Source organism: Comamonas sp. JNW, assembly GCF_003105075.1.
Classification (GTDB): Bacteria; Pseudomonadota; Gammaproteobacteria; order Burkholderiales; family Burkholderiaceae_C; genus Comamonas; species Comamonas squillarum.
This window is the reverse complement of the sequence record NZ_QETI01000002.1, coordinates 532525-557521: the sequence shown is the minus strand read 5'-3', so window position 1 is coordinate 557521 and position 24997 is coordinate 532525. Positions and strand designations below refer to the sequence as shown.

Genomic DNA, 24997 nt, shown 5'->3' with positions numbered 1-24997 from the left:
GAAGAAAATTTGCAAAGACCTGGGCCACTGTAAACAGGCCCCGTAAAAAAGCCACTCCAAAACGGGAGTGGCTGCAGGGCAAGATGGCGCGTTGTCAGGCCTTTGGCAAGGTGACGCCATGCTGGCCCTGGTACTTGCCATTGCGGTCCTTGTAGCTCACCTCGCAGGGCTCATCACCGCGCAGGAACAGCACCTGCGCGCAGCCCTCGCCCGCATAGATCTTGGCCGGCAGCGGCGTGGTGTTGGAGAACTCGAGGGTTACATAGCCTTCCCACTCAGGCTCGAACGGCGTCACATTGACGATGATGCCGCAGCGCGCATAGGTGCTCTTGCCCAGGCAGACGGTCAGCACATCGCGCGGAATGCGGAAGTACTCGACGGTGCGGGCCAACGCAAAGCTGTTGGGCGGAATGATGCAGTAGTCGCCTTCAAAATCGACAAAGCTTTTTTCATCGAAGTTCTTGGGATCGACCACGGTGCTGTGGATGTTGGTGAACACCTTGAATTCGCGGGCGCAGCGGATGTCGTAGCCGTAGCTGGAGGTGCCATAGCTGATGATTTTCTTGCCATCCACCTGGCGCACCTGACCGGGCTCGAAGGGCTCGATCATGCCGTGCTGTTCCGCCATGCGGCGAATCCACTTGTCGCTTTGAATGCTCATGTCTGAAATAACTCCTAGGCGGCATTGTAGCGAAAGGCATTGCCCCGGCGGGCGGCATCTGCAGCCGCCCCGAGGCCTGCCCCTGCACTACCGCTGCACCAGGATCAGCCCTGCTTCTGCGCAATCCGGCTGCGCTCGATCAGGCGGTCATCGCCCAGCACGATGAGGCTGAACAGCAGCTCCTCCAGATTGCGGGCCTGCGCCGTCTTGCGGGCGATCAGCAGCGTGGCCTGCGGGTTGAGCACGACAAAGTCGGCTTCGCAACCCGGCTGCAGGTTGCCGACCACCCCAGCCAGGCCCAGCGCCTGCGCCGCACCGGCCGTGTGCTGCCACCACAGATGGCTGGGCGCGAGCGACAGGCCCTGCTTGTCGCGCCCCTCGCGACCGACAAAGTAGGCCGCCAGCATGGTGCGAAACGGGCTAAAACTCGTGCCGCCGCCCACATCGCTGGCCAGGCCGTACAACATCTGCGCGGCGTCGGCCTGGGCATAGTCAAAAAAGCCGCTGGCCAAAAAAAGGTTGCTGGTAGGGCTCACCGCTGCGGCGGTGCGGGTTTCGTGCATCAGCGCGCGGTCACGTGCATCGAGGTGGATGCAATGGGCATAGACGGCACGCTCACGCATCAGCCCCCGGTCGGCATAGACCTGCAGGTAGCTGCGGCTGTCCGGAAACAGCTCGCGCACCCAGGCAATCTCGTCGAGGTTTTCAGCCACATGCGACTGGATCCAGACATCGCTGTAGCGCGCTGCCAGCTCGCCGGCGCCGCGCAGTTGGGCCTCGCTGCTGGTGGGCGCAAAGCGCGGAGTGATCGCGTATCCCAGGCGGTCCACGCCATGCCAGCGGCGGATCAGCGCTTCGGTGTCGACCAGGCTTTGCTCGGTCTCATCGCGCACGCCGTCGGGCGAATGGCGGTCCTGCAGCACCTTGCCGGTGATCAGCCGCATCTGGCGCTTGTGCGCCTGGGCAAACAGCGCATCGGCCGATGCCGGGTGCGAGGTTGCAAAGGTCAGCGCCGTGGTCACGCCATTGCGCAGCAGCTCATCGACAAAGAATTGCGCCACTTCTGCCGCGTAGGCGGCATCGACAAAGCGCGACTCATGGGGAAAGGTGTAGTCATTGAGCCAGGGCAGGAGGCCGCTGGCGGGCGAGCCGATCACATCGGTCTGCGGGTAGTGGATGTGCATGTCGACAAAACCCGGCGCGATGATGCGGCCGGGCAGTTGCTCGACCACGGCATCGGCCCCCGCCTGGGCCAGCAGCTGGGCCGACAGCGCCTGCCAACTGCCTGCGGCCAGCACACGCTCGCGGCCATCGGGGCCCGGGGCCACGGCCAGCAGGCCATCTTCTTCATACAGCGCCTGGCCGTCATCGGCAAAGCGCAACAGGGCGGATCGGTAAATATGCATGCTGCCAAGCTTAGCGTCTGCCAAGGTCTGCCGTTATATGGACCTGGCAATAGTTTCTATGCGCCGCAGCAGCGCTGTCGGCAGTGCCGGCTGCTGACCGCGCTGCAACTCGGGCTGTAGGCTGACAGCAGCGCGATGGTTAACCAGGGAAAACCCCAGGCTCAGATGTATACGCGGGTCATATCTGCGGTCTATAGTGTTTGTTTTACCTGTTGGTTAAATCCACTGGTAGTGGCACTGCACAGACAGCAGCCGCTGCCAAAGCCCAAGGAGGAGGCTTGGCCCATGCCGCATTTTGTTGATCCGTCCCCTGCCGGTGTCTGCATTTTCTGCCGACTGGTGCAAGGAGAAATCCCTTCGGCCAAGGTGTATGAAGATGCGCTGACGATCGCCTTCATGGACCTGGGCCAGGTCAACCCCGGCCATGTGCTGGTCGCAACCAAGCGCCACGCAGCCAATATTTTCGAGATCACCGACGAAGAATCGGCTGCGGTGATGCAGACGGCGCGCAAGGTGGCACTGGCCGCCAAGATCGCTTTCGAGCCCGCAGGCCTCACGTTGCTGCAGGCCAATGGCGTCGAAGGCGGTCAGACCGTCGCGCACTTCCACCTGCATGTCGTGCCGCGCCATGCCGACGACGGCGTGAGCTTCAGCTGGCCGCGCAAGGAGCCTGGCGGCGCGGTGCTCGAAGGCTATGCGCTGCAGCTGCGCAATGCCATGCTGTCGGAGTCGGTGCCCGCAGCAGCCGCCGCTTAACGTCGCCGCTCACCTGCCAGCAAACAGGGCGCCTCGCGGCGCCCTGTTTGCTTTAGCGTTTCAGTTCAACGGGCTGCCTCGGCAAAGGCCATCTGCAGCTGGCCCAGCCAGGCCTGCTTGCGCGTCTGCGGCACAAAGCTGGCTTCAAAGCTGTTGGCCGCCAGTTGGTAGGCCTCGTCCGAGCCCATGCCGGTGGTGGCAAACAGCTGTACAAAGTTCTCATTGATATAGCCGCCAAAATAGGCCGGGTCGTCCGAGTTGACCGTGGCCACCAGGCCCGCAGCCAGCAGCTGCGGCATATTGTGGTCGGCCAGGTCGGGGAACACCTGCAGCTTCTGGTTGGACAGCGGGCAGACGGTCAGGGGAATGCGTTCGTCCTTGAGCCGCTGCATCAGCGCGGCATCGTGCACCGCTTGCACGCCATGGTCCACGCGCTCGGCATGCAGCATATCCAGCGCGCCCCAGATGTAGGCCGGTGGCCCTTCCTCGCCGGCATGGGCCACGCGGCGCAGGCCCAGATCCTTGCAGCGCGTAAACACGCGGGCAAATTTCTCCGGTGGGTTGCCGACCTCGCTGCTGTCCAGACCCACCCCGCTGAAATAGGCGCGGTAAGGCAAGGCCTCATCCAGGGTCTGCAGCGCTTCTTCTTCGCTCAGGTGGCGCAGAAAATTCAGAATCAACTGCGCGCTGATGCCCCAGCGCTTTTCCGCATCCACGCAGGCCTTGTGCAGGCCCTGGATGACGCTCGCCATCGCCACGCCACGGGCGGTGTGCGTTTGCGGGTCAAAGAAGATCTCGGTGTGCACGACATTGTCGGCCACGGCGCGCTCCAGGTAGGCCATGGCCATGTCGTAGAAGTCCTGCTCGGTCAGCAAGACACTGGCGCCTGCGTAGTAGATATCGAGAAAGCTCTGCAGGTTGGTAAAGGCGTAAGCGGCGCGCAGGCTCTCGACATCGGCATAGGGCAAGACCACGCCATTGCGCTGGGCCAGCGCAAAGATCAGCTCGGGCTCGAGCGAGCCTTCGATGTGCATATGCAGCTCGGCCTTGGGCATGGCACGCAGCAGGCCCGGCAGGCGGGCCGCTTCGATCTGGGGGACGGTGTACATCTCAACACACTCCAAAAGTGACGCCACTGGCCTTGAGGTAGCGGCGGTAGGCCACCGACATGCGGTCGGCCGGTGAGTTCAGCTCTGCCTTGGCATCGAGCGGCAGCGGCTTGGGCATCTGCGACTCCAGCACGGGCTGATCCTGGGTAAAGATCGTATGCTGAAACTGCTGCAGTTGCTCGTCCGAGCTGTCGAAATCCGCCACGGCCAGGCGGAACCAGACGCGGCTGCGCTCGGGCGTGACCGGGCAGACAAATAGGCCAATCGCCTCGCGCCAGCCCTGCTTGCTCGATCCGCTCTCGGGCACCTTGGTCAGCAAGGCGGTGTAGGGGGCGGTCACCTCGTAGCTGTAGTCCACTTCAGCCGGCTTGGTGGAGTGCAGGTTCGACTGGGGCTGGATCGCCTTGCAGCCGGTGGCCTTCACGCCCCGCTCGGTGGCTTCGACCTCGTAGTGGGACATCTCGGTTGCATCGCGGCTGCCCAGCCAGCCCTCGTGCACAAAGCCAAAGTGCGACATATCGAGAAAGTTCTCGATGATGCGCGGGGCGCTGGCCTCCACATCATAAGGGCCGCAGTTGAGCTTGCGCAGGCGCTCATCGGCTTCGGCCTCGAACACCGGCAGAGGCACGGGCGCCTGGCCTTCTGCCGCCGGCGCCAGCTGCACCCACACCAGGCCATTGGCCTCCTGCACGCCATAGGAGGCCACGCAGTGCTTGGCGGGCGGCACAAAGGCGGGCACGGCCGGCACCTTCACACACTGGCCGCCGCTGGCAAACTGCCAGCCGTGGTAGGGGCACTCCAGCTGGCCATCCTGCACGCGGCCCAGCGACAGGCGGGCACCGCGGTGCGGGCAGCGGTCGACAAAGGCCTGCACCTGGCCTAGCGCATCGCGCCACAGCACCAGCTCCTGGTCCAGCAGGCGCACCGGCAGCGGGGCATCCACCACCACATCAGACAAGGCAACCGGGTGCCATTGTTGGGCTTCGATCATCGGGGGAAATCTCTTGGTATAAATGACAAGGCTGCCCTGGGGCAGCCTTTGGTCGCAATGTTAGCATCGGAGCCAAAAGCACCGCTGCCACTCACGTTTAGAACGGACATCGAACGCCGGGCGTCGAGCACCGGCGCAGCGCCCGCGCATCACTTGCCAGGAACCTGGCCTTCCACGCCCTTGATGTAGAAGCTGATGCCCTTGAGGAACTCGTCGTCGGCGACCTTGTCGGCTGCCAGGATCTCCTTGCCGTCCTGGCCCAGGATGGGGCCCTTCCAGATGCTGAACGTACCGTCCTTGAGGCCCTTCTTGACTTCTTCGACCTTGGCCTTGGTCTCGGCCGGCACATCGTCAGCCATGGACACCAGATCAATGGTGCCTTCCTTCACGCCCCACCAGGTCTGGCGGCTGGTCCACTTGCCTTCCAGCGCGCTGCGGGTGGTGTCGATGTAGTATGGCGCCCAGTTGATGATGGCCGAGCCCAGGTGGGCCTTGGGGCCGTAGGCGGTCATGTCCGAATCCCAGCCAAAGGCGCGCTTGCCCTTTTCTTCAGCGGTCTTGAGCACGGCCGGCGAGTCGGTGTTCTGGAACAGAATGTCCGCGCCGCCATTGATCAGGCTGGTGGCCGCTTCGGTTTCCTTCGGAGGGCTGAACCATTCATTGACCCAGACCACCTTGGTGCTGATCTTGGGGTTGACGCTTTGCGCGCCCAGGGTGAAGCTGTTGATGTTGCGGATCACCTCGGGGATCGGCACCGAGCCCACCACGCCCAAGGTGTTGGACTTGGTCATCGAGCCGGCGATGATACCGGCGAGGTACGCGCCTTCGTAGGTGCGGCTGTCATAGGTGCTGACATTGCCGGCCACCTTGTAGCCGGTGGCGTGTTCCCATTTCACATCGGCAAACTCGGGCGCCAGCTTCTGGATCACGTCCATATAGCCAAAGGTGGTGCCAAACACCAGCTTGTTGCCCTGGGTGGCCGTGTCACGCAGCACGCGCTCGGCGTCCGCGCCTTCGGGCACGCTTTCGACAAAGCTGGTCTGGATCTTGTCGCCAAATTCCTTCTCCAGCGCCTTGCGCGCCTGGTCATGTGCAAAGGTCCAGCCGCCGTCGCCCACCGGGCCCACGTAGGCAAAGGCGATCTTCAGCGGATCGGCCGCAGGGGCTGCGGCTGCCGGGGCAGCAGCGGGTGCAGGCGCTGGCGCCTCTTCCTTCTTGCTGCAACCCACGACGGCGGCAGCGACCAGCGCGGAGAGCGCGGCCACCTTGATCAGCGAACGCTTATGGAAATCAGTCATCTGTGTGTCCTCGAATGTTGTTGGAATGCCGAGCTCTACAAGCCACCATGCCGGCCTGCAGCGGGTAGAACATCGCCCGGCCAATATATGCATAAATCGGGCCAGGTTCCAAGTGACGCCCGGCCCGCCGCGCGGCACTGTTGTTTGTTTGCCAGCAGGCCCGGCCGGGCGCCCAAGTCCCGACCTGGCGCTGCAGCCGGCTTACTTGGCGCCGGGCACTGCGCCTTCGATGCCCTTGACATAGAAGTTGATGCCGCGCAGGAAGGCATCATCGCCCACCGTGCCGCTGGCCAGCACTTCCTGGCCCTTGTTGTCCACGATCGGGCCGGTCCAGACGGCGAAGCTGCCGTCCTTCATGCCTTGCTTGGCCTTTTCGACCTTGTCCTTGGCGTCCTGGGGCACCTGGTCGGCAATCTTGACCAGGTCCATCGCACCTTCCTTCACACCCCACCAGAAGTTGCCCGACTGCCATTGGCCGGCCAAGGTGTCTTCGACCACCTTGCTGTAGTAAGGCGTCCAGTCGATCACGGCCGAGCCCAGGTGGGCCTTGGGTGCAAAAGCGCTCATGTCGCCGTCCTTGCCAAAGGCGTAGACGCCGCGCTCTTCGGCGGTCTTGAGGACGGCGGGCGAGTTGGTGTTCTGGTACATCACATCCACGCCGCCGTTGATCAGGCTGGTGGCCGCTTCCGACTCCTTGGGCGGTGCAAACCATTCGTTCACCCAGACCACCTTGGCCTGGATGCTGGGGTCCACACTTTGCGCGCCCAGCACAAAGCTGTTGATGTTGCGCACCACTTCCGGAATCGGCACCGAGGCGACCACACCGACGGTCTTGGTCTTGGTCATCGAGCCGGCCACGATACCGGCGAGGTAGGCGCCTTCAAAGGTCTTGGTGTCGTAGACCGCCACGTTGTCGGCCTGCTTGTAGCCGGTGGCGTGCTCGAACTTCACATCCTTGAGGTCGGCAGCGGCCTTTTGCACAAATTCCTGGTAGCCAAAGCTGGTCGCAAAAATGAGCTTGTTGCCCTGGCCTGCCATGTCGCGCAGCACGCGCTCGGCATCGGCCGACTCGGGCACGCTCTCGACCATCGAGGTCTCGATCTTGTCGCCAAACTTCTGTGCAATCGCCTTGCGTGCCAGCTCGTGCTGGAAGGTCCAGCCGCCGTCGCCAATCGGGCTCACATACATGAAGCTGACCTTGAGCTTGTCGGCAGCAGGGGCGGCGGCAGCCGGCGCAGGAGCTGCCGGGGCGGCGGGCTCTTCCTTCTTGCCGCAGGCGGCCAGGGTCGCCAACGACAGGGCCGACAGGCCGATCAACTTGATCACGGAGCGCTTGCGCATGGTTTGCATGGATGAATCCTTGGTTTTTATAAAGAACGGACGAAAAGCGGGCCGCTGTTATTGTGATGGGCGCGTGCTGACACGCGCTTATGACCCGGGATAGAAAGGCTTGCCCAACGAGGCCGGCATATTGGCGCGAATCCAGGTTGGATTGCGCGAGATCAGCACCAGCACCACGATGGTGGCCAGGTAAGGCAGCATCGACAGCAGCTGGCTGGCCAGCTGCACGCCGCTGGCCTGCAGGTGGAACTGCAGCATGGTCACACCGCCAAACAGGTAGGCGCCCAGCAGCACCCGCGCGGGGCGCCAGGTGGCAAAGGTGGTCAGCGCCAGCGCAATCCAGCCCCGGCCCGAGACCATGCCCTCCACCCACAGCGGCGTGTAGACGGTCGAGATATAGGCACCGGCCAGGCCACACATCGCGCCACCGAACACCACCGCCATCAGGCGGATGCGGCGCACCGGGTAGCCCAGCGCATGGGCAGATGTGGGCGATTCACCGACGGCGCGCAGCACGAGGCCTGCGCGCGTGCGGTAGAGGAACCACATCATCACCAGCACCAGCGCCATGGCGCCATATACCAGCGGGTGCAAGCTAAAGAGCGCCGGGCCCAAGAGCGGGATATCGGCCAGGCCCGGAATCGCGTACTTGGGCAGGCTGGGCAGCTTGGCCTGCACGTAGGACAGGCCGACAAAAGCCGAGAAACCGGCGCCAAACAGCGACAGTGCCAGGCCCGTGGCGTACTGGTTGGTGTTGAGCCAGATCACCAGCACCCCAAAGATGGCGGCCAGCACGGCGCCAGCGAGCATGCCCGCACCAAAGCCCAGCCAGGTGCTGCCGGTGTGGACGACGGTGGCAAAACCGGCAATCGCTGCGCACAGCATCATGCCCTCGGCGCCCAGGTTGACGATGCCGGCCTTCTCGTTGATCAGCAGGCCCAGTGCGGCGAGCGCCAACACGGTGCCAGCGCTCAGCGTGGCGCCCAACAGCAGTGCATAGGATTCCATCACAGGCCTCCTTTCACTGCGGCGCGCGATGCCACCCAACGCAGGCGGTAGACCACCAAGGTGTCGCAAGCCAGCAAGGTGAACAGCAGCAGCCCCTGGAAGACGCCGGTCAGGGCCTTGGGCAGGCCCAGGCGCGACTGCGCCAGCTCTCCGCCGATATAGAACATGCTCATAAGAATCGCGGAGAAAACCATGCCCACCGGGTGCAGGCGACCGACAAAGGCGACGATGATGGCCGCAAAGCCATAGCCGGCGGGCACATAGGGGGTGAGCTGGCCCAGGGGGCCGGCCACTTCCAGTGCGCCGGCCAGGCCGGCAGTGGCGCCCGAGATCATCAGCGCCGTCCACAAGGCCTTGCGCGACGAAAAGCCGGCATAGCGGGCCGCCGAGGGCGCCAGGCCCCCCACCTGCTGGGCCAGCCCGGCGCGGGTGCGGAACAGGTAGACCCACAGCAGCGCAGCACCGGCCAGCGCAATCAGCACGCCGATGTTCATGCGCATGCCTTGCACCAGTTTGGGGATTTGCGTGATTTTCTCGAAGCTCTTGGTCTGCGGAAAGTTGTAGCCCATCGGGTCTTTCCAGGGCCCGTAGACCAGGTAGCCCAGCACCAGCGTGGCGACATAGACCAGCATCAGGCTGACGAGGATCTCGTTGGCATTGAAGCGGTCGCGCAGCCAGGCCACGATGCCGGCCCAGACCATGCCGCCGAGCATGCCAGCCAGCAGGATGACGGGCACGATCCAGGGCCCGGTATTCTTGTCAGCCAGCAAGGCCATACCGCCCGCGGCCACGGCGCCAATGACAAACTGGCCCTCGGCACCAATGTTCCAGACATTGGAGCGAAAGCAGACGGCCAGGCCCAGTGCAATCAGCAGCAGCGGCGTGGCCTTCATCGTCAGCTCGCCCAGCGCGTAGCCAGACTTGATCGGCTCCCAGAAAAAGGCCTGCAGGCCCTTGACCGGGTCCTTGCCCAGCAGCACAAACAGGCCCACGCCTATCAGCACGGTGATCAGCAAGGCCAGCACCGGCGAGCCAAAAGTCCAAAAGCGCGAGGCCTGGGGGCGTTGCTCTAGCTTAAGCATGGCGGCCCTCCTCGGCGAGAGCGGCAGCAGCGGCAGCCGGGGCGGCATTGCGGCCTTCCCAGAGGCCACTCATCCATTCGCCGATCAACTGCACCGAGGCATCGGCCCGCGCCACCGATGGCGACAGGCGGCCCTTGGCAATCACATGCAGGCGATCACTGATTTCAAACAATTCTTCCAACTCCTCACTGAGCACCAGCACGGCGCAGCCCGCATCGCGTAGCGCCAGGATCTCGCCGCGGATCTGCGCTGCCGCGCCCACATCCACCCCCCAGGTGGGCTGCGAGACGATCAGCAGGCGGGGCTGGGCATCGATTTCCCGGCCCACGATGAACTTTTGCAGGTTGCCGCCCGAGAGCGACTGCGCACTGGCCTGCGGGCCACCAGCCTTGACACCAAAGCGCGCGATGATGCCCCGCGCCATCTGGTCGAGCTGGCCCATGCGCAGCCAGCCGCCGGCGCCCAGCATCTCGTTGCGCGTCAACACCAGGTTGTGCGCCAGGCTCATGCTGGGCACGGCGCCCCGCCCCAGGCGTTCTTCGGGCACAAAATGCAGGCCCAGCGCGCGGCGCTGGCCCGGACCCATGCGCCCCATCGGCGTGGCATCCATCAGCACGGCCTGCGGCTCGGCGCGCATGTCTTCGCCCGAGAGCGCATAGAGCAGCTCCTTTTGGCCATTGCCCGAGACACCGGCAATCCCCACCACCTCGCCGGCCCGCACCTGCAGCGAAATGCCATCCAGGTCCACACCAAACGGGTCCTGCTTGGCCAGGCGCAGCTGCTGCACGCTCAGCACCGTGGCCCCTGCCTGGCTGGGGCGCAGCTTGAGCATCGGCGGCTCGGCGCCAATCATCATGCGCGACAGCGAGGCATTGCTTTGCTCACGCGGGTCGCACTCGCCGGTCACCTCGCCACCACGCAGCACCGTGCAGGCGGTGCACAGCGCGCGGATTTCATGGAGCTTGTGGCTGATATAGAGAATGCTGCAGCCCTCGGCGGCCAGCTTGCGCAGCACGACAAACAGCTTTTCCACCGCCTGGGGCGTGAGCACCGAGGTCGGCTCATCGAGGATCAGCACGCGGGGGCGGGTGAGCAGGCCGCGGATGATCTCCACCCGCTGCATCTCGCCCACCGACAGGCTGTGCACCGGCCGCTGCGGATCGATGTCCAGGCCATACTCGCTGGCCACCTCGGTGATGCGGGCGGTCACTTCCGCGAGCGACATCCGCTTGTTCTGACCCAGCCAGACGTTCTCGGCCACCGTCAAGGTGTCAAACAGGCTGAAATGCTGGAACACCATGCTGATGCCCAGCTGGCGTGCCTCCTGGGGGTTGCGGATCTGCACTGGCTGGCCGTCGACCAGGATCTGTCCCTCATCGGGTTTGACCGAGCCGTAGATGATCTTCATCAACGTGGACTTGCCCGCGCCGTTCTCGCCTAGCACGGCGTGGATTTCCCCGGCGCGTACAGTCAACGCTACTTTGTTATTGGCTACAACCGCTGGGTAGCGCTTGGTGATGCCGATCAGCTGTAACCGGGGCGCGGCCGCGCCATCGGTCGTCGGTGTCGGGGTCTGTTCTTTCATGGGCGGCAATTGTCCCTCAAATTGTTACCCGAGCGCGGGATAAAACGCGAAGATGCGCTCACTCACGGCGAATAGCCCGCCGGGCTTCGCAGCGAGAGCGCGGTTTTTTTCAGGCAGCTGCGCAGCCAGATGGCCGCATCAGAGGCATGGGTCCGGGCGTGCCACAGCAGGTAGTAATCGAGCGGCGGCAGCGCCAGCGGGCAGTCCAAAATGGCCAGCGCATGCGTGTCGACAAAGCGCTCACAGAACTGGCGCCCCGTGGTCAGCACAAGCAAGCTCGATGCCACCATGGCAGGAATGGCACTGAAGTGGGCGCAGCGCGCCATGATGCGCCGCTCCACCCCCAGTGCATCAAGCCGGGCGTCGATGATGCCGCGCGCGCCCGGGTGCGTGGCAGTGGGCGCAATATGCTCGGCCTGCAGCCAGGCCTCGACATCCCAGCCCCGCCGCACGGCCGGGTGGCGGCGGCTGACCAGGCTCACCACCTCATCGCTCATCAGGCTGGTCATGTGCAGGTCACCGGTGGGCTGCAGCCAGTTGCCCACCACCACATCGATATCGCCCTGGGCGAGCTGGGCGTGGTAGTGGGTTTCGGACGACAGCGGGTAGATCTCCACCACGCACAGCGGCGCCTCGGACTTGATGCGCGCGACCAGCGCGGGCAGGAACAGCGGATCGAAGTAATCACTCGCTGCAATGCGGAAAGTGCGGGTCGCCGTCTGCGGGTCAAAATCGCGGGCATCACTGAACAGGCCTTCGGCAGCGCGCAGGATGGCAGCGGCCGGCTCGACCATGCGCTGGCCCTTGTCGGTGGGCATCATCGCCGCGCCCGAGCGCACCAGCAAAGGGTCGCCCACCAGGTCGCGCAGGCGCTTGAGTGCGGCCGACACCGCCGGCTGGTACATGCCCAGGCGCAAGGCCGCCCGCGAGACGCTGCGCTCGGTCAGCACCGTGTGCAGCACCCGGATCAGGTGCAGGTCAATCTTGTCAAACAGGGCTTGGTCGCGCATGCGGGTGTTTTGAATGAGGACATTCAAGCTTATCAGCCGGGGGCTGCAGCCTATCCCGGTTGTTACCCCAAGCTGTGGCGGATGTCCCTCAGCCCCTGGCCTTCAGGCCACCTTGGCCTCACGCCAGCAGGCCCGGTTGCCGCCCTGGCGCTTAGCGCTGTAGCTGGCCATGTCGGCGGCACGCACCACCTGCAGCGCATCGGAAAACGAGGCATCCATCTGAAGCAGACCGATGCTGACGGTGACCACAAAATGCTTGCTGCGCAGCTGGGGCTGCCAGTTCTGCAGGGTGTCGCAGAGCTGGGCAGCCAGCTCATGGGCCTTTTCCGGGCTGCACTGGCGCAGCACCAGCGCAAACTTGTCGCCCGCCACCCGCGCCGCATAGCCCTGGAAAGGCTGCAGCAGCTGCAGCTGGCGCGCCACATGCTGCAGCACCAGATCGCCCTGTGCATGGCCGGCCAGTGCATTGATGGCCGACATATTGTCGACATTCACATAGAACAGCACCGGCGCGCTGGGCGAGGACTGGTCCAGCCCCTCGCGCCTAGCCTGCAGCAGGGCGGTCAGGTGCAGCAGCAAGGCCTCGTAGTTGGGCAGCAGGGTGAGCTTGTCCATGCGGCTGGGCGACTGCGCGGCCACGCGGGCCTGGCCGGCGCGCACAAAGCACCAGCGCAGATCCGGCCCCGCCTGCGCAATGTTCACCAGGTGCAGGCTGACCATGACCGGCGCGCCCGACTGGTGGCGCAGCACCACGCTGGTCTCAGCGCTGCCCAGGCGCTCCAGATCCGGGGCCAGTTGCTCCCAGGCCTGGTCGAAGTCCTGGTCGGCCATCGCCAGCATGCGCACCGGCTGGCCTTGCAGGTCCTGGCGGCTGTAGCCCAGCAAATGGGCCAGCGCCTGGGAGACCTGTTGAATCTGATCGCGCTGCAGCAGCAAAAAGGAAAAACGCGCATGCGCGAGCACACTCTCGGCCAGTTGCTGCTGTTGGCGCAACTGCTCGGCCAGCGATTCGCGCTGCTGGCCCAGCTCTTGCAGGTGCATGCCCATGCGGTCAATCTCGTCGGGCGGCGGGCCGCTGGCAGGGTCGGCCACCTGGACCGGCCCCGAGGCCAGTGCCAGCACCGGGGTGGGTGCAACGGGCAGCGGTGTCTGCGCCACCAATTGCTTGAAGCGCCGGCTGTGCGCCCACAGCCACAGGCAGGTCAGCGCTGCCAGGGCCACAGGCATGAGCAGCAGCCACCACCAGCTGCGCCACTGGCGCCCCCAGCTTTGCAGGCTCTGGTCATGGGGCATGACGCGCACCACCAGCCAGCGGGCCGCAGGCATCTGCGCGACGCTCACCAGGTTGGGCGCCAGCCACCAGGACTGCGCGGTCTGGGCGCCGCCACGGGCAGCGCGCTCCTGCCAGCGTTGCAGCACCGGGGCCAACAAGGCGTCATCTTCGGTCGTGCCCAGAATGCGCGTCGGGTCGGGGTGGGAGACCAGCACGCCCGCTGCCGTCATCAGCACCAGTTGTCCGCTGTCCGGCGGGGTGGCTGCCAGCGATACCGGCAACAGGCTCTGGGACTGCAGCCGCAGCACCCCGGCCATGGCGCCTTGCACTGCACCTTGCTTGTCGCGCAGCGCAATGCCCAGCGCAATGCTGGGCCCGCCGGACGCACTTTTGAAAGGTTCGGACACCAGGGGCTTGCCATCGACCATCACGCGGCGCAGCACATCGCGCTCGGCTGGCTCGACGGCCTCGTCGCCCTCGCCCGCATCGCGCACATGGCGCCTGAAGACCTGGGTGCCGCGCGCAAACACCAGGCTGTCAAAGTAGCGCGTGGCCGCCAGACCCTGCTCCAGCAGCGGGGGCGGCTGGGACGCGGGGCCTTGCACCCAGGGCGCAGCCGCTTCGGCAAGGGCCCCCAGCACCTTCTGGCTTTGCTCGAACTTGCTGCCCATCAGCCTGGCCAGCATCTCGGTCTCGTCGGCCTGCTGGGCCGACAGCTGGGTGATCACCGTCTGCTGGCTGGCATGGATCGCCAGCCACTGCACCAGCGCCGTGCCCAGCAGCACCATCAAGGGCACCACCACCCACAGGCGCCACAGCCAGGGCCCGGCCGTATCGCGCAGGCCGTCGACCGGGGGTGGGGGATCTGGCTGCCAATGCACCTTCCTGTCATCCATGCCGCGCTACCTGACCTGCATGGCCCATGGCCTGCGGCAGCGAACGCCCGAGTCGGCCCGGCAATAGCAAATAACAGACTCTGGCATGCGGCGCCTCCTTTCAGCTGCGCACATGTTCGCTGTTTAGGTCCGGCGCCGGTATCGGGAAAAGACCGGACGGAGAAAACCCGGGTCACCGATGGGCTGGCCCATGCTGGGCAGGGCCCGATAGGGTTGGCTAGGACTTGGCGAGCTGGCGCAGCGACTCGGGCTGCGGCAGCCAGAGGTTCTTTCCCAGGCCGTCAAGCAGGCCCTGGTCGCGCAATTGGCGCAGCACGCGCGAGAGCGTCTCGGGCGCAATGCCCAGGTGCGCGGCAATCTGGCGTTTCGATTGTGCCAGTTGCACCCGCAGCCCCTGGTCGCCGGGCTCGGCATGCTGCAGCAGCCACTCGGCGCAGCGCGCCACAGCGTCCTGCGCCACCCGGCTGACTGCCAGCGCAGCCTGCTGGCAGTAGCCCTGGGCCATGCTGGCCACCAGGCCTTGGGCCTCGGCCGGCCACTGCAGCAGGTAACTGCGCAGCTGCACTACGGGCACCGCCCGCCATTGCACGGCGGTGCGCGCCACCATGTCCACCGCACAGGGCTGCTCGGCCAGTGCCGGCGCGGCATCGAGCCAGCAGGGCCCCTCCATGACCCCGAGGAGGTGGCGCATGCGGCCCTCTTCCTGCACCCCGAAGGCGACCGAGCCCCGCTCCAGGTACAGCACATCCAGCAAGTGCTGGTGGCGCTGGCGCAGCAAGGCACCGGCGCCGGCGCTGTGGGGGGCGAATTCATCCAGGCAGAGTAAGTCAGGCATGGGCCGCACTTTGCCCCGATTGACGCCTGCGCACATTGAGCTACATCAATCCTTGCCAGCGATCAGCCCCGCCACCACGGCAGCTTTCAGCCCTGATCCACCGTGCTCATCTGGCAACAGCGGCTAAGTCCATGCAAAAACCATATACCCCCAATATGCGGCGTACACGCCACACCTCGGGTCTTTACCAGCGGTTTTTTTAGCTTTTGGCACACATATTGCTCAGAGCGGTCGGCACTGACTTCACAATTCACCGCTATCACAAATTCACACGCTTGTAACAAAGGAATGCCATGAACAACAAACTGCTCGCCCTGGCCGTGATGGCCGTCTGCGCCTCCGCGGCGCAGGCCCAATCGTCGGTGACCGCCACCGGCTTGGTCGATATGTATATCGGCTCGATGAAAGCTCCTGGCGATGATGGCCGCACCTCCACGCTGGGCAGCGGTGGCATGACCACCTCCTGGTTCGGCTTCAAGGGCACGGAAGACCTGGGCGGCGGCCTCAAGGCCAGCTTTGTGCTGACCAGCTTCATGCGCGCAGACACCGGCACACCCGGCCGCTTCAACGGCGATATCTTCTGGTCGCGCGATGCGCTGGTGTCGCTGTCAGGCGATTTCGGCGCCGTCACCCTGGGCCGCACCGTGGCGCCCAACTTTGTGCCCACGATCTCGATGAACCCCTTTGGGGATTCCTTCACCTTCTCGCCGCTGGTGCTGCACCAAAACGTGTCGCTGTTCAACAAGAGCGGCTGGCAGAGCAGCAACCCCTCCGACACCGGCTGGGGCAACCAGGTGATCTACAGCACGCCCAAGGTCGGCGGCTTCAGCGGCAACCTGCACTACCAGTTTGGTGAACAGGCTGGCCAAGGCGGCAAGAACAACATCGGCCTGAACGCCACCTACGCGAGCGGCCCCTTTGCCATCACCGGCTTCTACGAAGACGTGGACCTGAGCAACCCCGTGTCCGTGGTGCTGCCCGAGAACCACCGCAACTGGATGCTGGGCACCAGCTATGACGCCGGTTTTGCCAAGGCCTACGCGACCTACGGCCAGACCACTGGCAAGGACACCGACTTCAAGATCAAGACCGCCAGCCTGGGCGCGACCGTGCCACTGGGCGCCACCAGCCGCATCCTCGCCGCCTGGGCCCACAGCAAGCTGCAAGACAGCGATTCCAAGCGTGATACCGTCTCGGTCGGCTACAACTACGACTTCTCCAAGCGCACCGATGGCTACGCGATCGTGATGTACGACAAGGTCAAGAACTTCGGCAACGGCACCAGCTTTGGTGTGGGCGTGCGCCACCGCTTCTAAACGGTTTCTGTAGCGATCTGTGCGGCCTTCGGGCCCACCACGCAAAACGCCAAGCATGTGTGCATGCTTGGCGTTTTTTCCTGCCGGTTCGGCAGACCCAGCACGTTGGCGCCGGATCGAAAGAAGTATTTACTTCTTCAGGCACTCGCTCATGAAGGCCTTGCGCTCGTCGCCCTTCTTGCCAGTGGCATCGACGTTGCAGGTCTTCATGCGTTCTTGCTGGCGCTTGCGGCCATCAGACAAGCAGCTGGACATGAACGCCTTGCGCTGATCGCCCTTGAGCTCCTTGGTCTTGGCCTCGGTGTTGCACGTACCCATCAGCTGCTGCTGGGCCGTGGGGGTCTTGTCGGCTGCCAGCGCAAACTGGGATGCCAGCGCGATGCTGGCAAGGACGATGAGTTTTTTCATGGTATGGGCTCTTATCTAAACTGCGCCGACGACCAGCGCAAGCGAATTTCTGCATATCTGGCCCGCCCTGTCAATGGGCAGATGATGAAGAAGCGCAAACTGCCTACGACGGCCTCACAAGCGCCCATGAAAAAACGGCCTGCGCGGCCGTTCTCAAGAGGGTTGGCAGGGACTGCGATCAGTCCACCAGGCCCACATAGATGTTCTGCACGTCGTCATCGTTTTCCAGGCCGGCCAAGAAGGCTTGCACTTCTTCCTGCGCCTCGGCGGGCAGGCTGCCCATGCTGACGGGGTTCTTGGCCTTGTAGCCCAGCTTGGCCGACAGCACCTTGATGCCCTGGTCGGGCAAGGCCTTGCTGACGGTGTCCAAATCCGAGGGCTCGGTGATGAACAGGGTCACGCCCTCTTCTTCGGCGGGCTCGAAATCCTGCGCGCCCGCTTCGATCGCGGCCAGCTCCACATCAGCGCCGTTCTCCGCTTCGCCTTCGACCATGCCCACATGGTCAAAATCCCAGGCCACGGCCGTGAGCTGGCCCTTGCGGAAGCACACGCGCATATTGGGCGCCGTGCGGTTGGGGTTGTCGGTCAGGCACTCGACCATCACCGGCACGCGGTGGGGTGCATAGCCTTCGAACAACACGGTCGAGTAGTTGACGGCATCGGCGCCAGCGCCCGAGCCCTTCTTGATCGCGCGCTCCAAGGTGTCCTTGGGCATCGAGGCCTTGCGGGCCGCTTCCACAGCCATGCGCAGGCGCGAATTGCTGGCCGGGTCACCCCCGCCTAAACGCGCCGCGACCGTGATTTCCTTGACCAGTTTGCCAAAGAGTTTTCCCTTGGCATCAGCGACCAGCGCCTTGCCCTTTGCTTTCCATTGCGCGCCCATGGCTGCGTTTTCCTAGTTGTTGGTTGGGCAGCAGCGGTCGCTGCTGGCAACAATGCCGGGCAAAGCCCAGATTGACAGGGCAAATTTATACACTGCCGCCCAAGGCTGTGCTGGCTATAAGGGGAAATTCTTGCCAAAAAACCTGGGGCATCGCAGCGGCCAGGCGACGCTGGGGCGACGGCGCAGCACGGGCTGCGCCTGCCGTTCAAAGGCACAATACCGCCATGCATGTTCTGCAGCGACTTTGGCGTTGGACCCAGGCCCAGCGCACCCCCCTGCTCTGGAGCCTGGGCGGCCTCGTGCTGTCCTTGGTACTGCTGGGCCTACCCGGCTTTGCCAGCTACGCGCCGGCCGAGCAGCTCTTTGTCTGGGCGGGCGATGGCGCGCTGCTCCAGGCCATCCATGGCGACAGCCTCTGGCCCATCCTGATCTCGGCGAGCTTTTTGCAGGCTTTGCTGATCACGCCGCTGCACTGCCTGCTGCGGCGCTGCTGGCCGGGCCTGTCGCGCTGGCCCCATGTGCTGGGCGTCGTGCTCGGGGTTTGGCTCCTCAGCATTGTCTGTACCAGCCTGATGCTGCTCGCAGCGGTCGATGCATAAAAGCTGCAGCCTGCCTACAATCACGGCGCCCGCGCCTTTTTCTCAGCCTTGACCTTGCTCGCCCCCATGCCCCACCCTCTCTCCCCCATTGGTGTTTTTGACAGCGGTATCGGCGGCCTGAGTGTGCTGCGCGCGCTGCGCGATGTGCTGCCCCATGAGCAGTTCGTCTATGTGGCCGACAGCGGCAATGCCCCTTATGGCGAGCGTGGCGACGCCTTTGTGCAGCAGCGCTGCGCCCACATCACGCAGCAGATGCGCGAGCGCCACGACATCAAGGCGCTGGTGATTGCCTGCAACACCGCCACCGCAGCGGCGATTGAGGGCCTGCGCGAGCAGCACCCGGGCCTGCCCATCATCGGGGTGGAGCCTGCCCTCAAGCCCGCCGCCCAGCACAGCCAGACCCATGTGGTGGGCGTGATCGCCACCCAGGGCACCGTCAGCAGCAGCCGCTTTGCCGCCCTGCAGACGGCGCATGCGGCCCAGACCCGCTTTGTGGTGCAGGCCTGCAATGGGCTGGCACGGGCGATTGAAGACAGCACCCGCCCCGGGCGTGATGCAGCCGCCGATGCCGCGCAAATCCAGGACCTGTGCCAGACCTACCTGGCCGCCATGGGCCGCTTTGGCGCGCAGCCCGGCCAGATCGACACCTTGGTGCTGGGCTGCACCCATTACATTTTTGCCACCGACACCTTGCGCGCGCTGGTGGGCGAGCAGGTGCAACTGCTCGACACGGCCACGCCCGTGGCCCGCCGCACCTTCAGCCTGCTGCACGCCACCGGCATGCTGCGCAAGCCGGCGCAGGCGCCCAGCCTTGACGAGGCCTGCAGCCTGGTGACCACCGGCGAGCTGGCGGCGCTGCAATACGCCGCCGCGCAGTGGCTGGGGCTGCCGCCGCAGCGCTGCCAGGCCGCTGGCTGATCAGCGGGCGCCGTCCGCCGATTCAGCACCCAGCTGCCACAGCCGGTGGCCGCCCTGGTCCAGCCAGGTCAGGTACAGGCGCACCTCCAGCTCCAGTTGGTGGTAGGACGGCTCCATGTATTCGCACAGCTGGTAGAAGGCCTTGTTGTGGTCGGACTCGCGCAGGTGCGCGAGCTCATGCACGGCAATCATGCGCAAAAAGGCCTCGGGCGCATGCTTGAAGAGGCTGCCAATGCGGATCTCGTGGCGCGACTGGGTCTTGCCGCCATGGTTTTTGCCGCTGCGCACATGGATGCCCAGCGCCTGGTAGACCAGCTGCAGCTTGCTGTCATATACCACCTTGGCCAAGCCCGCGCTGTTGCGCATGTGCTCGCCCTTGAGGCCCATCACATAGGCATGCAAGGCCTTGTCCGAGCGCATCTGGTGCGGCTGCGGATGGCGCTGCAGCAGCCACTGGCCCAGCTGGCCCGATTGCACCAGGCTTGCGGCCTGCTGCTGTAAGCTGGCGGGGTAGGACTGCAAATAGGGAAGCGGGACAGGGCTGGACATGGCGCGAGCAAACAACAAAGGCAGCACAGCGGCTGCCTTGGGATAAACAACATGCGCTGCGCTTGGGGCGCGCGCAGCCTTATTTTCAGTGCAGGTGGCGCGGGCGGCGACCGCCGCCGCCGTGGCCACCACCAGGGCCGCCGGTGCCACCCGTGCCGCGAGGCGGCTTGCCGATCTCCAGTGAATCGACCAGCGCATCAAAGCGCTGGCTGAACAGCTTGTCGATCTCACCGACGACACCGACGAGTTCACCGGCATCGAAGTGGCGCTCCATCGTGCTCACGACGTCCTGCACCAGCATGTCGCGCTGCACCTGCATGATGGCCGCAGGCGTCGGGCCCACAAACAGCATCATGAAGTCATCGCGCGACTCGGCGCTGCGGTCCTGCTCCTCGTCGTCAAACTCGGCGTCATAGAAAGTGACCTCGATCGCCGCACCCTGGTCGGCCAGCTCATTGAGGTTCATGCACATGTCGTCGAGCGACTGGCGAAAATCATCATCGCCGCGCACCGTCCAGCACATCTGCAGCATATGGTCCTTGGGCTCGAACAGAATGCCGGGCTCTTCCTCGTAAGCGCTCTCCGCGCCATCGACCAGGGACTTGGCGCCCGCATAGCCCCACAGCGGTTTCAAGGCCTCTTGCAGCTGGTCAAATCCGACATCGGCGCGCAGCAGCACTTGTCCGTGGACATGGATCTCAAAGGGTGGGTTGTAACTGGGCATGTTCTGTACCTTCCTAAATGGGGGCTGCCCGCTTGCGCTCGCCAACCCCACGCCTGATGACACGGCACACCGCATCGCTCTGCACAAGGCGCCAGCACAGCCACCGATGCGGGGCCAGGTTGGCGACTCTCCATGCGCCACCCACCCGAGCGGCGCAATATCTTCAATATCGGACATTGTGCCCGGTTTGTCGACCACAGACGAAGAAAAAGCCAGCAGGATGCCTGCTGGCTCGCGCACCGCATCCCGCACAGCACAGGCCGGGGATGCGAAACGGTCGTCGTCGCTGCCAGCATGTCTTCGCAATGCCCGGCCAGCGCCTGGGGCGCAGGCAATAAAAAACAACGGTTTGCAGGCGTTTTCTGCGAAACCGTTGCTCAGTAGTGCTTGGCGCCCAGGTATTTTAACAGGTCTGGCCCCGGACCTGTCCCGCAGGGTCAGTAGCCACCGCTGTGCCCGGCCTGGTGAGGCCAGGTCCGGCCCGGCCGGCTAAGGCCGGGCCAGCGATGTGTCCCCTCCTCAGTCGCCCGCCTGCACCATCTCGCCGTTCGGGTCGGTCACCCGCACCACGGTGATGGCCGGCGCATCCTCGGCGTCTCCCACAATGCCGGTGCTGGCGCCATAGAAGCCGGCCACAAAGCGGAAGGCTGGGGAGCCTGACGGGCCGGTGCAGCGGAAGTTGAACTGGCGCAGCACTTCGGCGACACAGACATAGCCCGAGGCCGCATCGATCACCGAGTTGGCATCGCGTGTCTGGAAGCGGAAGCTGCGGCTGGCTATCGCATCCGTTTGCGACAGCAGCACCCAGGATCCGCGCAGCGACTGGGCCGAGGCCTTGTTCACACCGTAGTAGAAGCGCTCGATCTGTACCGCTTGCTCACCGGGGAAGGCCAGCGTTCCCACCGATGGCGCGGTGAAGTGGATCGACCGGGTCAGACCAGCATCGGCCTTGAAGCTGGCAATCGCAGCCGGGCCACCAAAGTAGCGCCCACCCTGGTACTGCACCGTGGGCAGATCGGGGGTGTTGGGCTCTGGCGTGGTGGAGGCATCATGCGCGCCCAGCAGGCTGTGGAAGGTCGCCTGTCCGTTGCTCTCATAGTCGTACACCGACATGAACAGCATATGGTCTTCGCTGGTCACAGGCTTTTGCAGCTCGATCGAAATCCCCCGACCCGGCAGACCCCGCAGCTCGCTGCTGACCACCCAGGTGCCCGACTCAAGGGCATAGCCCGGTGCGTAGTAGCTGGTGCGCACATTCTGGTTGTTCTGGCGGGTGTAGGCGGCACGAGCGATGCGGAAACCGACCAGGCGCCGGGCCTCGCCACCGCCCTCTTGCACGCTGCCACTGATCTGGTCCACGCCGCGCTGCAAGGACAGTGACACCACGGCACCGCCGCCTGCGCCGCCCGCCCGGTTGCCCGCGCAGTTGAACACCACACCGCTGCCGCTGTAGCTGCACTGCGCCACCACACGGCCGGACAAGGTGCCGCCAAAGCCATGCACGGTTGTTGCCGCTGTAGCGGGATAAGGCCAGGCCATCGCCGCAGCCGCCCATTCGCCACTCATGGGCACCTGTTCGCTCGTGCCAATATCGGCCCACCAGCTGCGCACCGGTTGGTTGCTGCTGTTGAACTCGACCATCGCCCAGCGATCGACAAAGGCCGGGTCGGAAAAGACGCCAGCTGGCGTGCCTTCATAGTCGTAGCGCTGCATCGCCTTGGTGGGCTCGCCTGGGAACTGGATCGTGCCGGTGTTGCGGCTGGTGAAGGTGATCACCACATTGCCGGGGCTGCCCGCCTCATGGCCGTCGCGTTGTTCGCTGCCAAAGAAGCGCCCGCCTTCGTAGAAATACAGCGGCGCGGTCACCGTGTTGTCGTGCAGGGTGCCCAGTGCTGTGTGGAAGGTCGGCGCACCCGAAGCACGGTAGTTGTAGACCTGCATGAACAGCACCCCATCCTGGATGTCGATGCCCATGCCGCGACCCGGCTCCCCATTGAGTTCGTCCTTGATGATCCAGGTGCCGCTCTGGGCTGCGATCAGACCGGCAGGCAGCTCGCCATTGGGGTCCGAGGTCTTGGCCACTTCGCGGCTGCTGCTGCCGGTATTGCCCGCTTCATCGGTCTGCGATGCCGTCACCGTGACCGGTCCCTTGGGCAAGGCGCCCACCTGCATGCCAGGCGCCGTCCAGGTGCCGTTGACGCAGGCCACCGTCACCTTGATGGATCCCACACTCACCGTGACTGCGCCGTCGCCGCTGGTGCAGGTACCCGCTGGGCTGTAGGCGTTCTGGTTCAAGGTATCAATGGTCGGCGCGGTGCTGATCGAGACCGCAGGCGCCGTCGTGTCCTTGACGGTGTTGAGCGTGCCGGAGATGACGGTGCCAGCCACTGTCTGCGAGGCCTTCACCACCACCGTGCCCTCAGGCAGGCTGCGCACATCGACAGCGCTCAAGCTCCAGTTGCCACCCGTGCAGGCCGCCGTGTTGCTGATGCTGCCAATGGCCACCGTCACCATGCCGCCAGCCGCACTGCAGGCGCCGGAGACGCCGCCATAGCTGGCCTGGTTGCTGCTGTTGATACGCGGCGCCACCACCACCGTGACGGCAGCTGCGCTGCTGTCCTTGCTGGTCGTGCGGCTGGCACTGCCGATGTTGCCGGCCGCATCGGTCTGCATCGCGGTTACCGTAACCGCGCCTGCAGGCAGACCACTGACATCCAGGCCCGAGGTGGACCAGATACCGCTGTTGCACACAGGCTGCGGCACAGCAGCCACGGTCCCCACGCGCACCGTGACCGCCGCCCCGTTTTCAGAGCAGCTGCCCGCCACGCCATACGACGACTGGTTGGCCGCATTGATCACCGGTGCCGAGGTAATCGCCACCGCGGGGGCGGTCGCGTCCTTGCCGGTCACCAGGCTACCCGAGCCGGTCTGACCGCCCACCGTCTGCGAGGCCGTCACCGTGACCGATCCATCAGGCAAACCGCTCACATTGATGCCCGAGGCCGACCAGACACCGCCGCCGCACAGCGCCGATGCCGGGACCGATCCAACCATGACGGCCACCGCCTCACCATTGGCCGAACAGGTGCCCGACACCGTGTACGAGGCCTGGTTCGCTGCCGTGATCTGGGGCGCCGCAACGACGGCCACCACCGGCAACTGGGGTACCGAGCCCGTGCTCTTGGTGGTCGACTGGCTCGCCGAGCCAGGGGGCTGTCCGGACACCGTCTGTGTCGCGGTGATCGTCACCGTGCCATCGGGCAGGCCTTGTGCATTGACCGAGCCCGAATAGGTGCCGTCTGCTGCACAGAGCAGCGACTGGCTCACGCCTGCTGGGTTGGAGCTGATGGCCACATTGCCGCTGCCGGCACTGCAACTGCCGCTGATGGGCACCGACGCCTGGTTGCCCGCGTTGATCGGCGGCAGAGGATTCAGGGTCACCGTGGGCTTGCAATCGGGCATGGATGCGGTGGAGTTGCCCACGATCACCGAGGCGTTGAGCAAAGGCAGGGTCAAGGCCTTGGCCACCAACTCAATGCGCAGCGCGGTCACGCTCATGGAGGTGCCGCTTTGGCTTTGCTCATTGGTGTAGAGCTTGACACCCACCTCCGTGCCAATGGTTGGCACCCCGATCGTCAGGTTTACAAGACCATTGAGGCTTGCGCTGACTCCGCTGAGCGCGCCGGTTCCGCCGAGTATCTGGGCATCGCCCGAGCCTTGCGGCACGCCGTTGACGCAGGCCATACGGGCTTGAGAGCTGATGGTATTGGCACCCAGAGACAACCCCGCCAGCGTCAGATTCAAACCGTCCACGGAGCTGTTGGATACCACGTTGTTCTGCGCCAGATTGCTTTGGGTGGAGGAGTTGATGACACCCGTGCCCACGCTCAGCAGATTGGCTCCGGCGGTCACGCCCACACTCGCTACAGAAACAGGCGTGTTGAAATCCGGTGGTGCACTTTTTTGGCCGGTATCCGCAAATGGGACTCCCAGCCCTGCCCCGAGCACATCGGCAGTGACCTGCAGGCCATAGGCCCGCCCGGATCCTGAGGATGCCGCCAGGGCGGAAGTGCTGCAGACGAAGGCCAGCCCTGCAAGCCCCCCGTACAGCAGACGGCGGATAGTTCTCTGTGCACCAATCGGGTTCATAGCGTCTCCTTCTGCACCGCCATAACGCCCGTTGGGGGTGATCCACTCAGACCCCACCAACCGGCCGAGGACAGGTGCTGCTGATTGCTCATACAAACACAACTACTCACAAGCGCAAAGGTACTGCGAATCTTTGGTAAACGGTAAATTATTTTATTGAGTACACTTATAAGCACAACCATCTCCCCCCAATAGCTGGT

General features: G+C 64.7%; 22 protein-coding genes. 5 read left to right on the top strand and 17 right to left on the bottom strand.

The annotated features are described in order from the left end of the window. Positions 1-94: 94 nt before the first annotated feature. Positions 95-661, bottom strand: coding sequence for a dCTP deaminase (gene dcd, locus DCO45_RS05560; RefSeq protein WP_021027736.1), 567 nt, complete (start codon positions 659-661; stop codon positions 95-97). A gap of 104 nt (positions 662-765) precedes the next feature. Then, entirely contained in the window at positions 766-2067 is a 1302-nt protein-coding gene (guaD, locus tag DCO45_RS05555; protein WP_116924862.1) for a guanine deaminase, read from the bottom strand. A 285-nt stretch (positions 2068-2352) separates the two neighbouring features. On the opposite strand from guaD, the gene DCO45_RS05550 reads away from it, so the two are divergent. Further along, positions 2353-2823, top strand: a complete 471-nt coding sequence (locus tag DCO45_RS05550; RefSeq protein ID WP_116924937.1) for an HIT family protein — start codon at positions 2353-2355, stop codon at positions 2821-2823. Between the two features lie 65 nt (positions 2824-2888). Here the strand turns inward: DCO45_RS05550 and DCO45_RS05545 are convergent, their stop codons facing one another. The 10 genes from DCO45_RS05545 to DCO45_RS05500 all read right to left on the bottom strand — a co-directional run bounded on the left by DCO45_RS05545 (position 2889) and on the right by DCO45_RS05500 (position 15251). Beyond that, positions 2889-3932 carry an adenosine deaminase gene (locus DCO45_RS05545; protein ID WP_116924861.1) on the bottom strand — a complete coding sequence of 348 codons (1044 nt, stop codon included), beginning with the start codon at positions 3930-3932 and terminating at the stop codon, positions 2889-2891. 1 nt (position 3933) lies between these two features. Continuing rightward, positions 3934-4923, bottom strand: a complete 990-nt coding sequence (locus tag DCO45_RS05540; RefSeq protein WP_116924860.1) for an aromatic ring-hydroxylating dioxygenase subunit alpha — start codon at positions 4921-4923, stop codon at positions 3934-3936. 149 nt (positions 4924-5072) lie between these two features. Next, positions 5073-6221: a BMP family ABC transporter substrate-binding protein gene (locus tag DCO45_RS05535; protein ID WP_116924859.1), complete on the bottom strand. Its 1149-nt coding sequence runs from the start codon at positions 6219-6221 to the stop codon at positions 5073-5075. 201 nt (positions 6222-6422) lie between these two features. Next, positions 6423-7571, bottom strand: coding sequence for a BMP family ABC transporter substrate-binding protein (locus tag DCO45_RS05530; RefSeq protein WP_116924858.1), 1149 nt, complete (start codon positions 7569-7571; stop codon positions 6423-6425). Between the two features lie 78 nt (positions 7572-7649). Continuing rightward, positions 7650-8570, bottom strand: coding sequence for an ABC transporter permease (locus DCO45_RS05525; protein ID WP_116924857.1), 921 nt, complete (start codon positions 8568-8570; stop codon positions 7650-7652). Then, complete coding sequence (locus DCO45_RS05520) at positions 8570-9652, bottom strand: ABC transporter permease (protein ID WP_021027744.1); 1083 nt, start codon at positions 9650-9652, stop codon at positions 8570-8572. The genes DCO45_RS05525 and DCO45_RS05520 overlap by 1 nt, the downstream gene beginning before the upstream one ends. Next, a complete protein-coding gene (locus tag DCO45_RS05515; protein WP_116924856.1) occupies positions 9645-11237 on the bottom strand; it encodes an ABC transporter ATP-binding protein in 1593 nt (530 codons plus the stop codon). Before DCO45_RS05515 ends, DCO45_RS05520 begins: the two co-directional genes overlap by 8 nt. A 62-nt stretch (positions 11238-11299) precedes the next feature. Then, positions 11300-12247, bottom strand: a complete 948-nt coding sequence (locus DCO45_RS05510) for a LysR family transcriptional regulator (RefSeq protein WP_116924855.1) — start codon at positions 12245-12247, stop codon at positions 11300-11302. 102 nt (positions 12248-12349) lie between these two features. Continuing rightward, complete coding sequence (locus DCO45_RS05505; RefSeq protein ID WP_116924854.1) at positions 12350-14416, bottom strand: diguanylate cyclase; 2067 nt, start codon at positions 14414-14416, stop codon at positions 12350-12352. Between the two features lie 217 nt (positions 14417-14633). Continuing rightward, positions 14634-15251, bottom strand: coding sequence for a Crp/Fnr family transcriptional regulator (locus tag DCO45_RS05500; RefSeq protein WP_116924853.1), 618 nt, complete (start codon positions 15249-15251; stop codon positions 14634-14636). 293 nt (positions 15252-15544) lie between these two features. Here DCO45_RS05500 and DCO45_RS05495 point away from each other — a divergent pair, with 293 nt between their 5' ends. Then, a complete protein-coding gene (locus DCO45_RS05495; RefSeq protein WP_116924852.1) occupies positions 15545-16567 on the top strand; it encodes a porin in 1023 nt (340 codons plus the stop codon). Between the two features lie 129 nt (positions 16568-16696). On the opposite strand, the gene DCO45_RS05490 is transcribed toward DCO45_RS05495, so the two are convergent. Further along, complete coding sequence (locus tag DCO45_RS05490) at positions 16697-16975, bottom strand: PsiF family protein (RefSeq protein ID WP_021027750.1); 279 nt, start codon at positions 16973-16975, stop codon at positions 16697-16699. Positions 16976-17153: 178 nt separating this feature from the next. Continuing rightward, complete coding sequence (locus DCO45_RS05485; protein WP_116924851.1) at positions 17154-17858, bottom strand: YebC/PmpR family DNA-binding transcriptional regulator; 705 nt, start codon at positions 17856-17858, stop codon at positions 17154-17156. Positions 17859-18082: 224 nt separating this feature from the next. Here DCO45_RS05485 and DCO45_RS05480 point away from each other — a divergent pair, with 224 nt between their 5' ends. After that, the gene (locus DCO45_RS05480) at positions 18083-18457 is read left to right on the top strand and encodes a hypothetical protein (protein ID WP_116924850.1); all 375 of its coding nucleotides are present in this window, start codon (positions 18083-18085) and stop codon (positions 18455-18457) included. A gap of 66 nt (positions 18458-18523) precedes the next feature. Then, positions 18524-19375, top strand: coding sequence for a glutamate racemase (gene murI / locus DCO45_RS05475; protein ID WP_116924849.1), 852 nt, complete (start codon positions 18524-18526; stop codon positions 19373-19375). Here murI and DCO45_RS05470 read toward each other — a convergent pair whose 3' ends face one another. Both DCO45_RS05470 and DCO45_RS05465 read right to left on the bottom strand, forming a co-directional pair. After that, on the bottom strand, positions 19376-19924 hold the full coding sequence (locus tag DCO45_RS05470; protein ID WP_116924936.1) for a YgjP-like metallopeptidase domain-containing protein: 549 nt from the start codon (positions 19922-19924) through the stop codon (positions 19376-19378). An 85-nt stretch (positions 19925-20009) separates the two neighbouring features. Beyond that, positions 20010-20648 carry a DUF6806 family protein gene (locus DCO45_RS05465; protein ID WP_116924848.1) on the bottom strand — a complete coding sequence of 213 codons (639 nt, stop codon included), beginning with the start codon at positions 20646-20648 and terminating at the stop codon, positions 20010-20012. Positions 20649-20780: 132 nt separating this feature from the next. Here DCO45_RS05465 and DCO45_RS22555 point away from each other — a divergent pair, with 132 nt between their 5' ends. Beyond that, positions 20781-21032, top strand: coding sequence for a hypothetical protein (locus DCO45_RS22555; RefSeq protein ID WP_133248075.1), 252 nt, complete (start codon positions 20781-20783; stop codon positions 21030-21032). Positions 21033-21167: 135 nt separating this feature from the next. Here the strand turns inward: DCO45_RS22555 and DCO45_RS05460 are convergent, their stop codons facing one another. Beyond that, on the bottom strand, positions 21168-24797 hold the full coding sequence (locus DCO45_RS05460; RefSeq protein ID WP_116924847.1) for a choice-of-anchor P family protein: 3630 nt from the start codon (positions 24795-24797) through the stop codon (positions 21168-21170). Positions 24798-24997 lie beyond the last annotated feature (200 nt).

What these genes read in the sequence shown, in the direction of transcription:
- dcd (WP_021027736.1), bottom strand. Translation starts at nt 661, where the DNA reads ATGAGCATTCAAAGCGACAAGTGGATTCGCCGCATGGCGGAACAGCAC.
- guaD (WP_116924862.1), bottom strand. Translation starts at nt 2,067, where the DNA reads ATGCATATTTACCGATCCGCCCTGTTGCGCTTTGCCGATGACGGCCAG.
- DCO45_RS05550 (WP_116924937.1), top strand. Translation starts at nt 2,353, where the DNA reads ATGCCGCATTTTGTTGATCCGTCCCCTGCCGGTGTCTGCATTTTCTGC.
- DCO45_RS05545 (WP_116924861.1), bottom strand. Translation starts at nt 3,932, where the DNA reads ATGTACACCGTCCCCCAGATCGAAGCGGCCCGCCTGCCGGGCCTGCTG.
- DCO45_RS05540 (WP_116924860.1), bottom strand. Translation starts at nt 4,923, where the DNA reads ATGATCGAAGCCCAACAATGGCACCCGGTTGCCTTGTCTGATGTGGTG.
- DCO45_RS05535 (WP_116924859.1), bottom strand. Translation starts at nt 6,221, where the DNA reads ATGACTGATTTCCATAAGCGTTCGCTGATCAAGGTGGCCGCGCTCTCC.
- DCO45_RS05530 (WP_116924858.1), bottom strand. Translation starts at nt 7,571, where the DNA reads ATGCAAACCATGCGCAAGCGCTCCGTGATCAAGTTGATCGGCCTGTCG.
- DCO45_RS05525 (WP_116924857.1), bottom strand. Translation starts at nt 8,570, where the DNA reads ATGGAATCCTATGCACTGCTGTTGGGCGCCACGCTGAGCGCTGGCACC.
- DCO45_RS05520 (WP_021027744.1), bottom strand. Translation starts at nt 9,652, where the DNA reads ATGCTTAAGCTAGAGCAACGCCCCCAGGCCTCGCGCTTTTGGACTTTT.
- DCO45_RS05515 (WP_116924856.1), bottom strand. Translation starts at nt 11,237, where the DNA reads ATGAAAGAACAGACCCCGACACCGACGACCGATGGCGCGGCCGCGCCC.
- DCO45_RS05510 (WP_116924855.1), bottom strand. Translation starts at nt 12,247, where the DNA reads ATGCGCGACCAAGCCCTGTTTGACAAGATTGACCTGCACCTGATCCGG.
- DCO45_RS05505 (WP_116924854.1), bottom strand. Translation starts at nt 14,416, where the DNA reads ATGGATGACAGGAAGGTGCATTGGCAGCCAGATCCCCCACCCCCGGTC.
- DCO45_RS05500 (WP_116924853.1), bottom strand. Translation starts at nt 15,251, where the DNA reads ATGCCTGACTTACTCTGCCTGGATGAATTCGCCCCCCACAGCGCCGGC.
- DCO45_RS05495 (WP_116924852.1), top strand. Translation starts at nt 15,545, where the DNA reads ATGAACAACAAACTGCTCGCCCTGGCCGTGATGGCCGTCTGCGCCTCC.
- DCO45_RS05490 (WP_021027750.1), bottom strand. Translation starts at nt 16,975, where the DNA reads ATGAAAAAACTCATCGTCCTTGCCAGCATCGCGCTGGCATCCCAGTTT.
- DCO45_RS05485 (WP_116924851.1), bottom strand. Translation starts at nt 17,858, where the DNA reads ATGGGCGCGCAATGGAAAGCAAAGGGCAAGGCGCTGGTCGCTGATGCC.
- DCO45_RS05480 (WP_116924850.1), top strand. Translation starts at nt 18,083, where the DNA reads ATGCATGTTCTGCAGCGACTTTGGCGTTGGACCCAGGCCCAGCGCACC.
- murI (WP_116924849.1), top strand. Translation starts at nt 18,524, where the DNA reads ATGCCCCACCCTCTCTCCCCCATTGGTGTTTTTGACAGCGGTATCGGC.
- DCO45_RS05470 (WP_116924936.1), bottom strand. Translation starts at nt 19,924, where the DNA reads ATGTCCAGCCCTGTCCCGCTTCCCTATTTGCAGTCCTACCCCGCCAGC.
- DCO45_RS05465 (WP_116924848.1), bottom strand. Translation starts at nt 20,648, where the DNA reads ATGCCCAGTTACAACCCACCCTTTGAGATCCATGTCCACGGACAAGTG.
- DCO45_RS22555 (WP_133248075.1), top strand. Translation starts at nt 20,781, where the DNA reads ATGCGCCACCCACCCGAGCGGCGCAATATCTTCAATATCGGACATTGT.
- DCO45_RS05460 (WP_116924847.1), bottom strand. Translation starts at nt 24,797, where the DNA reads ATGAACCCGATTGGTGCACAGAGAACTATCCGCCGTCTGCTGTACGGG.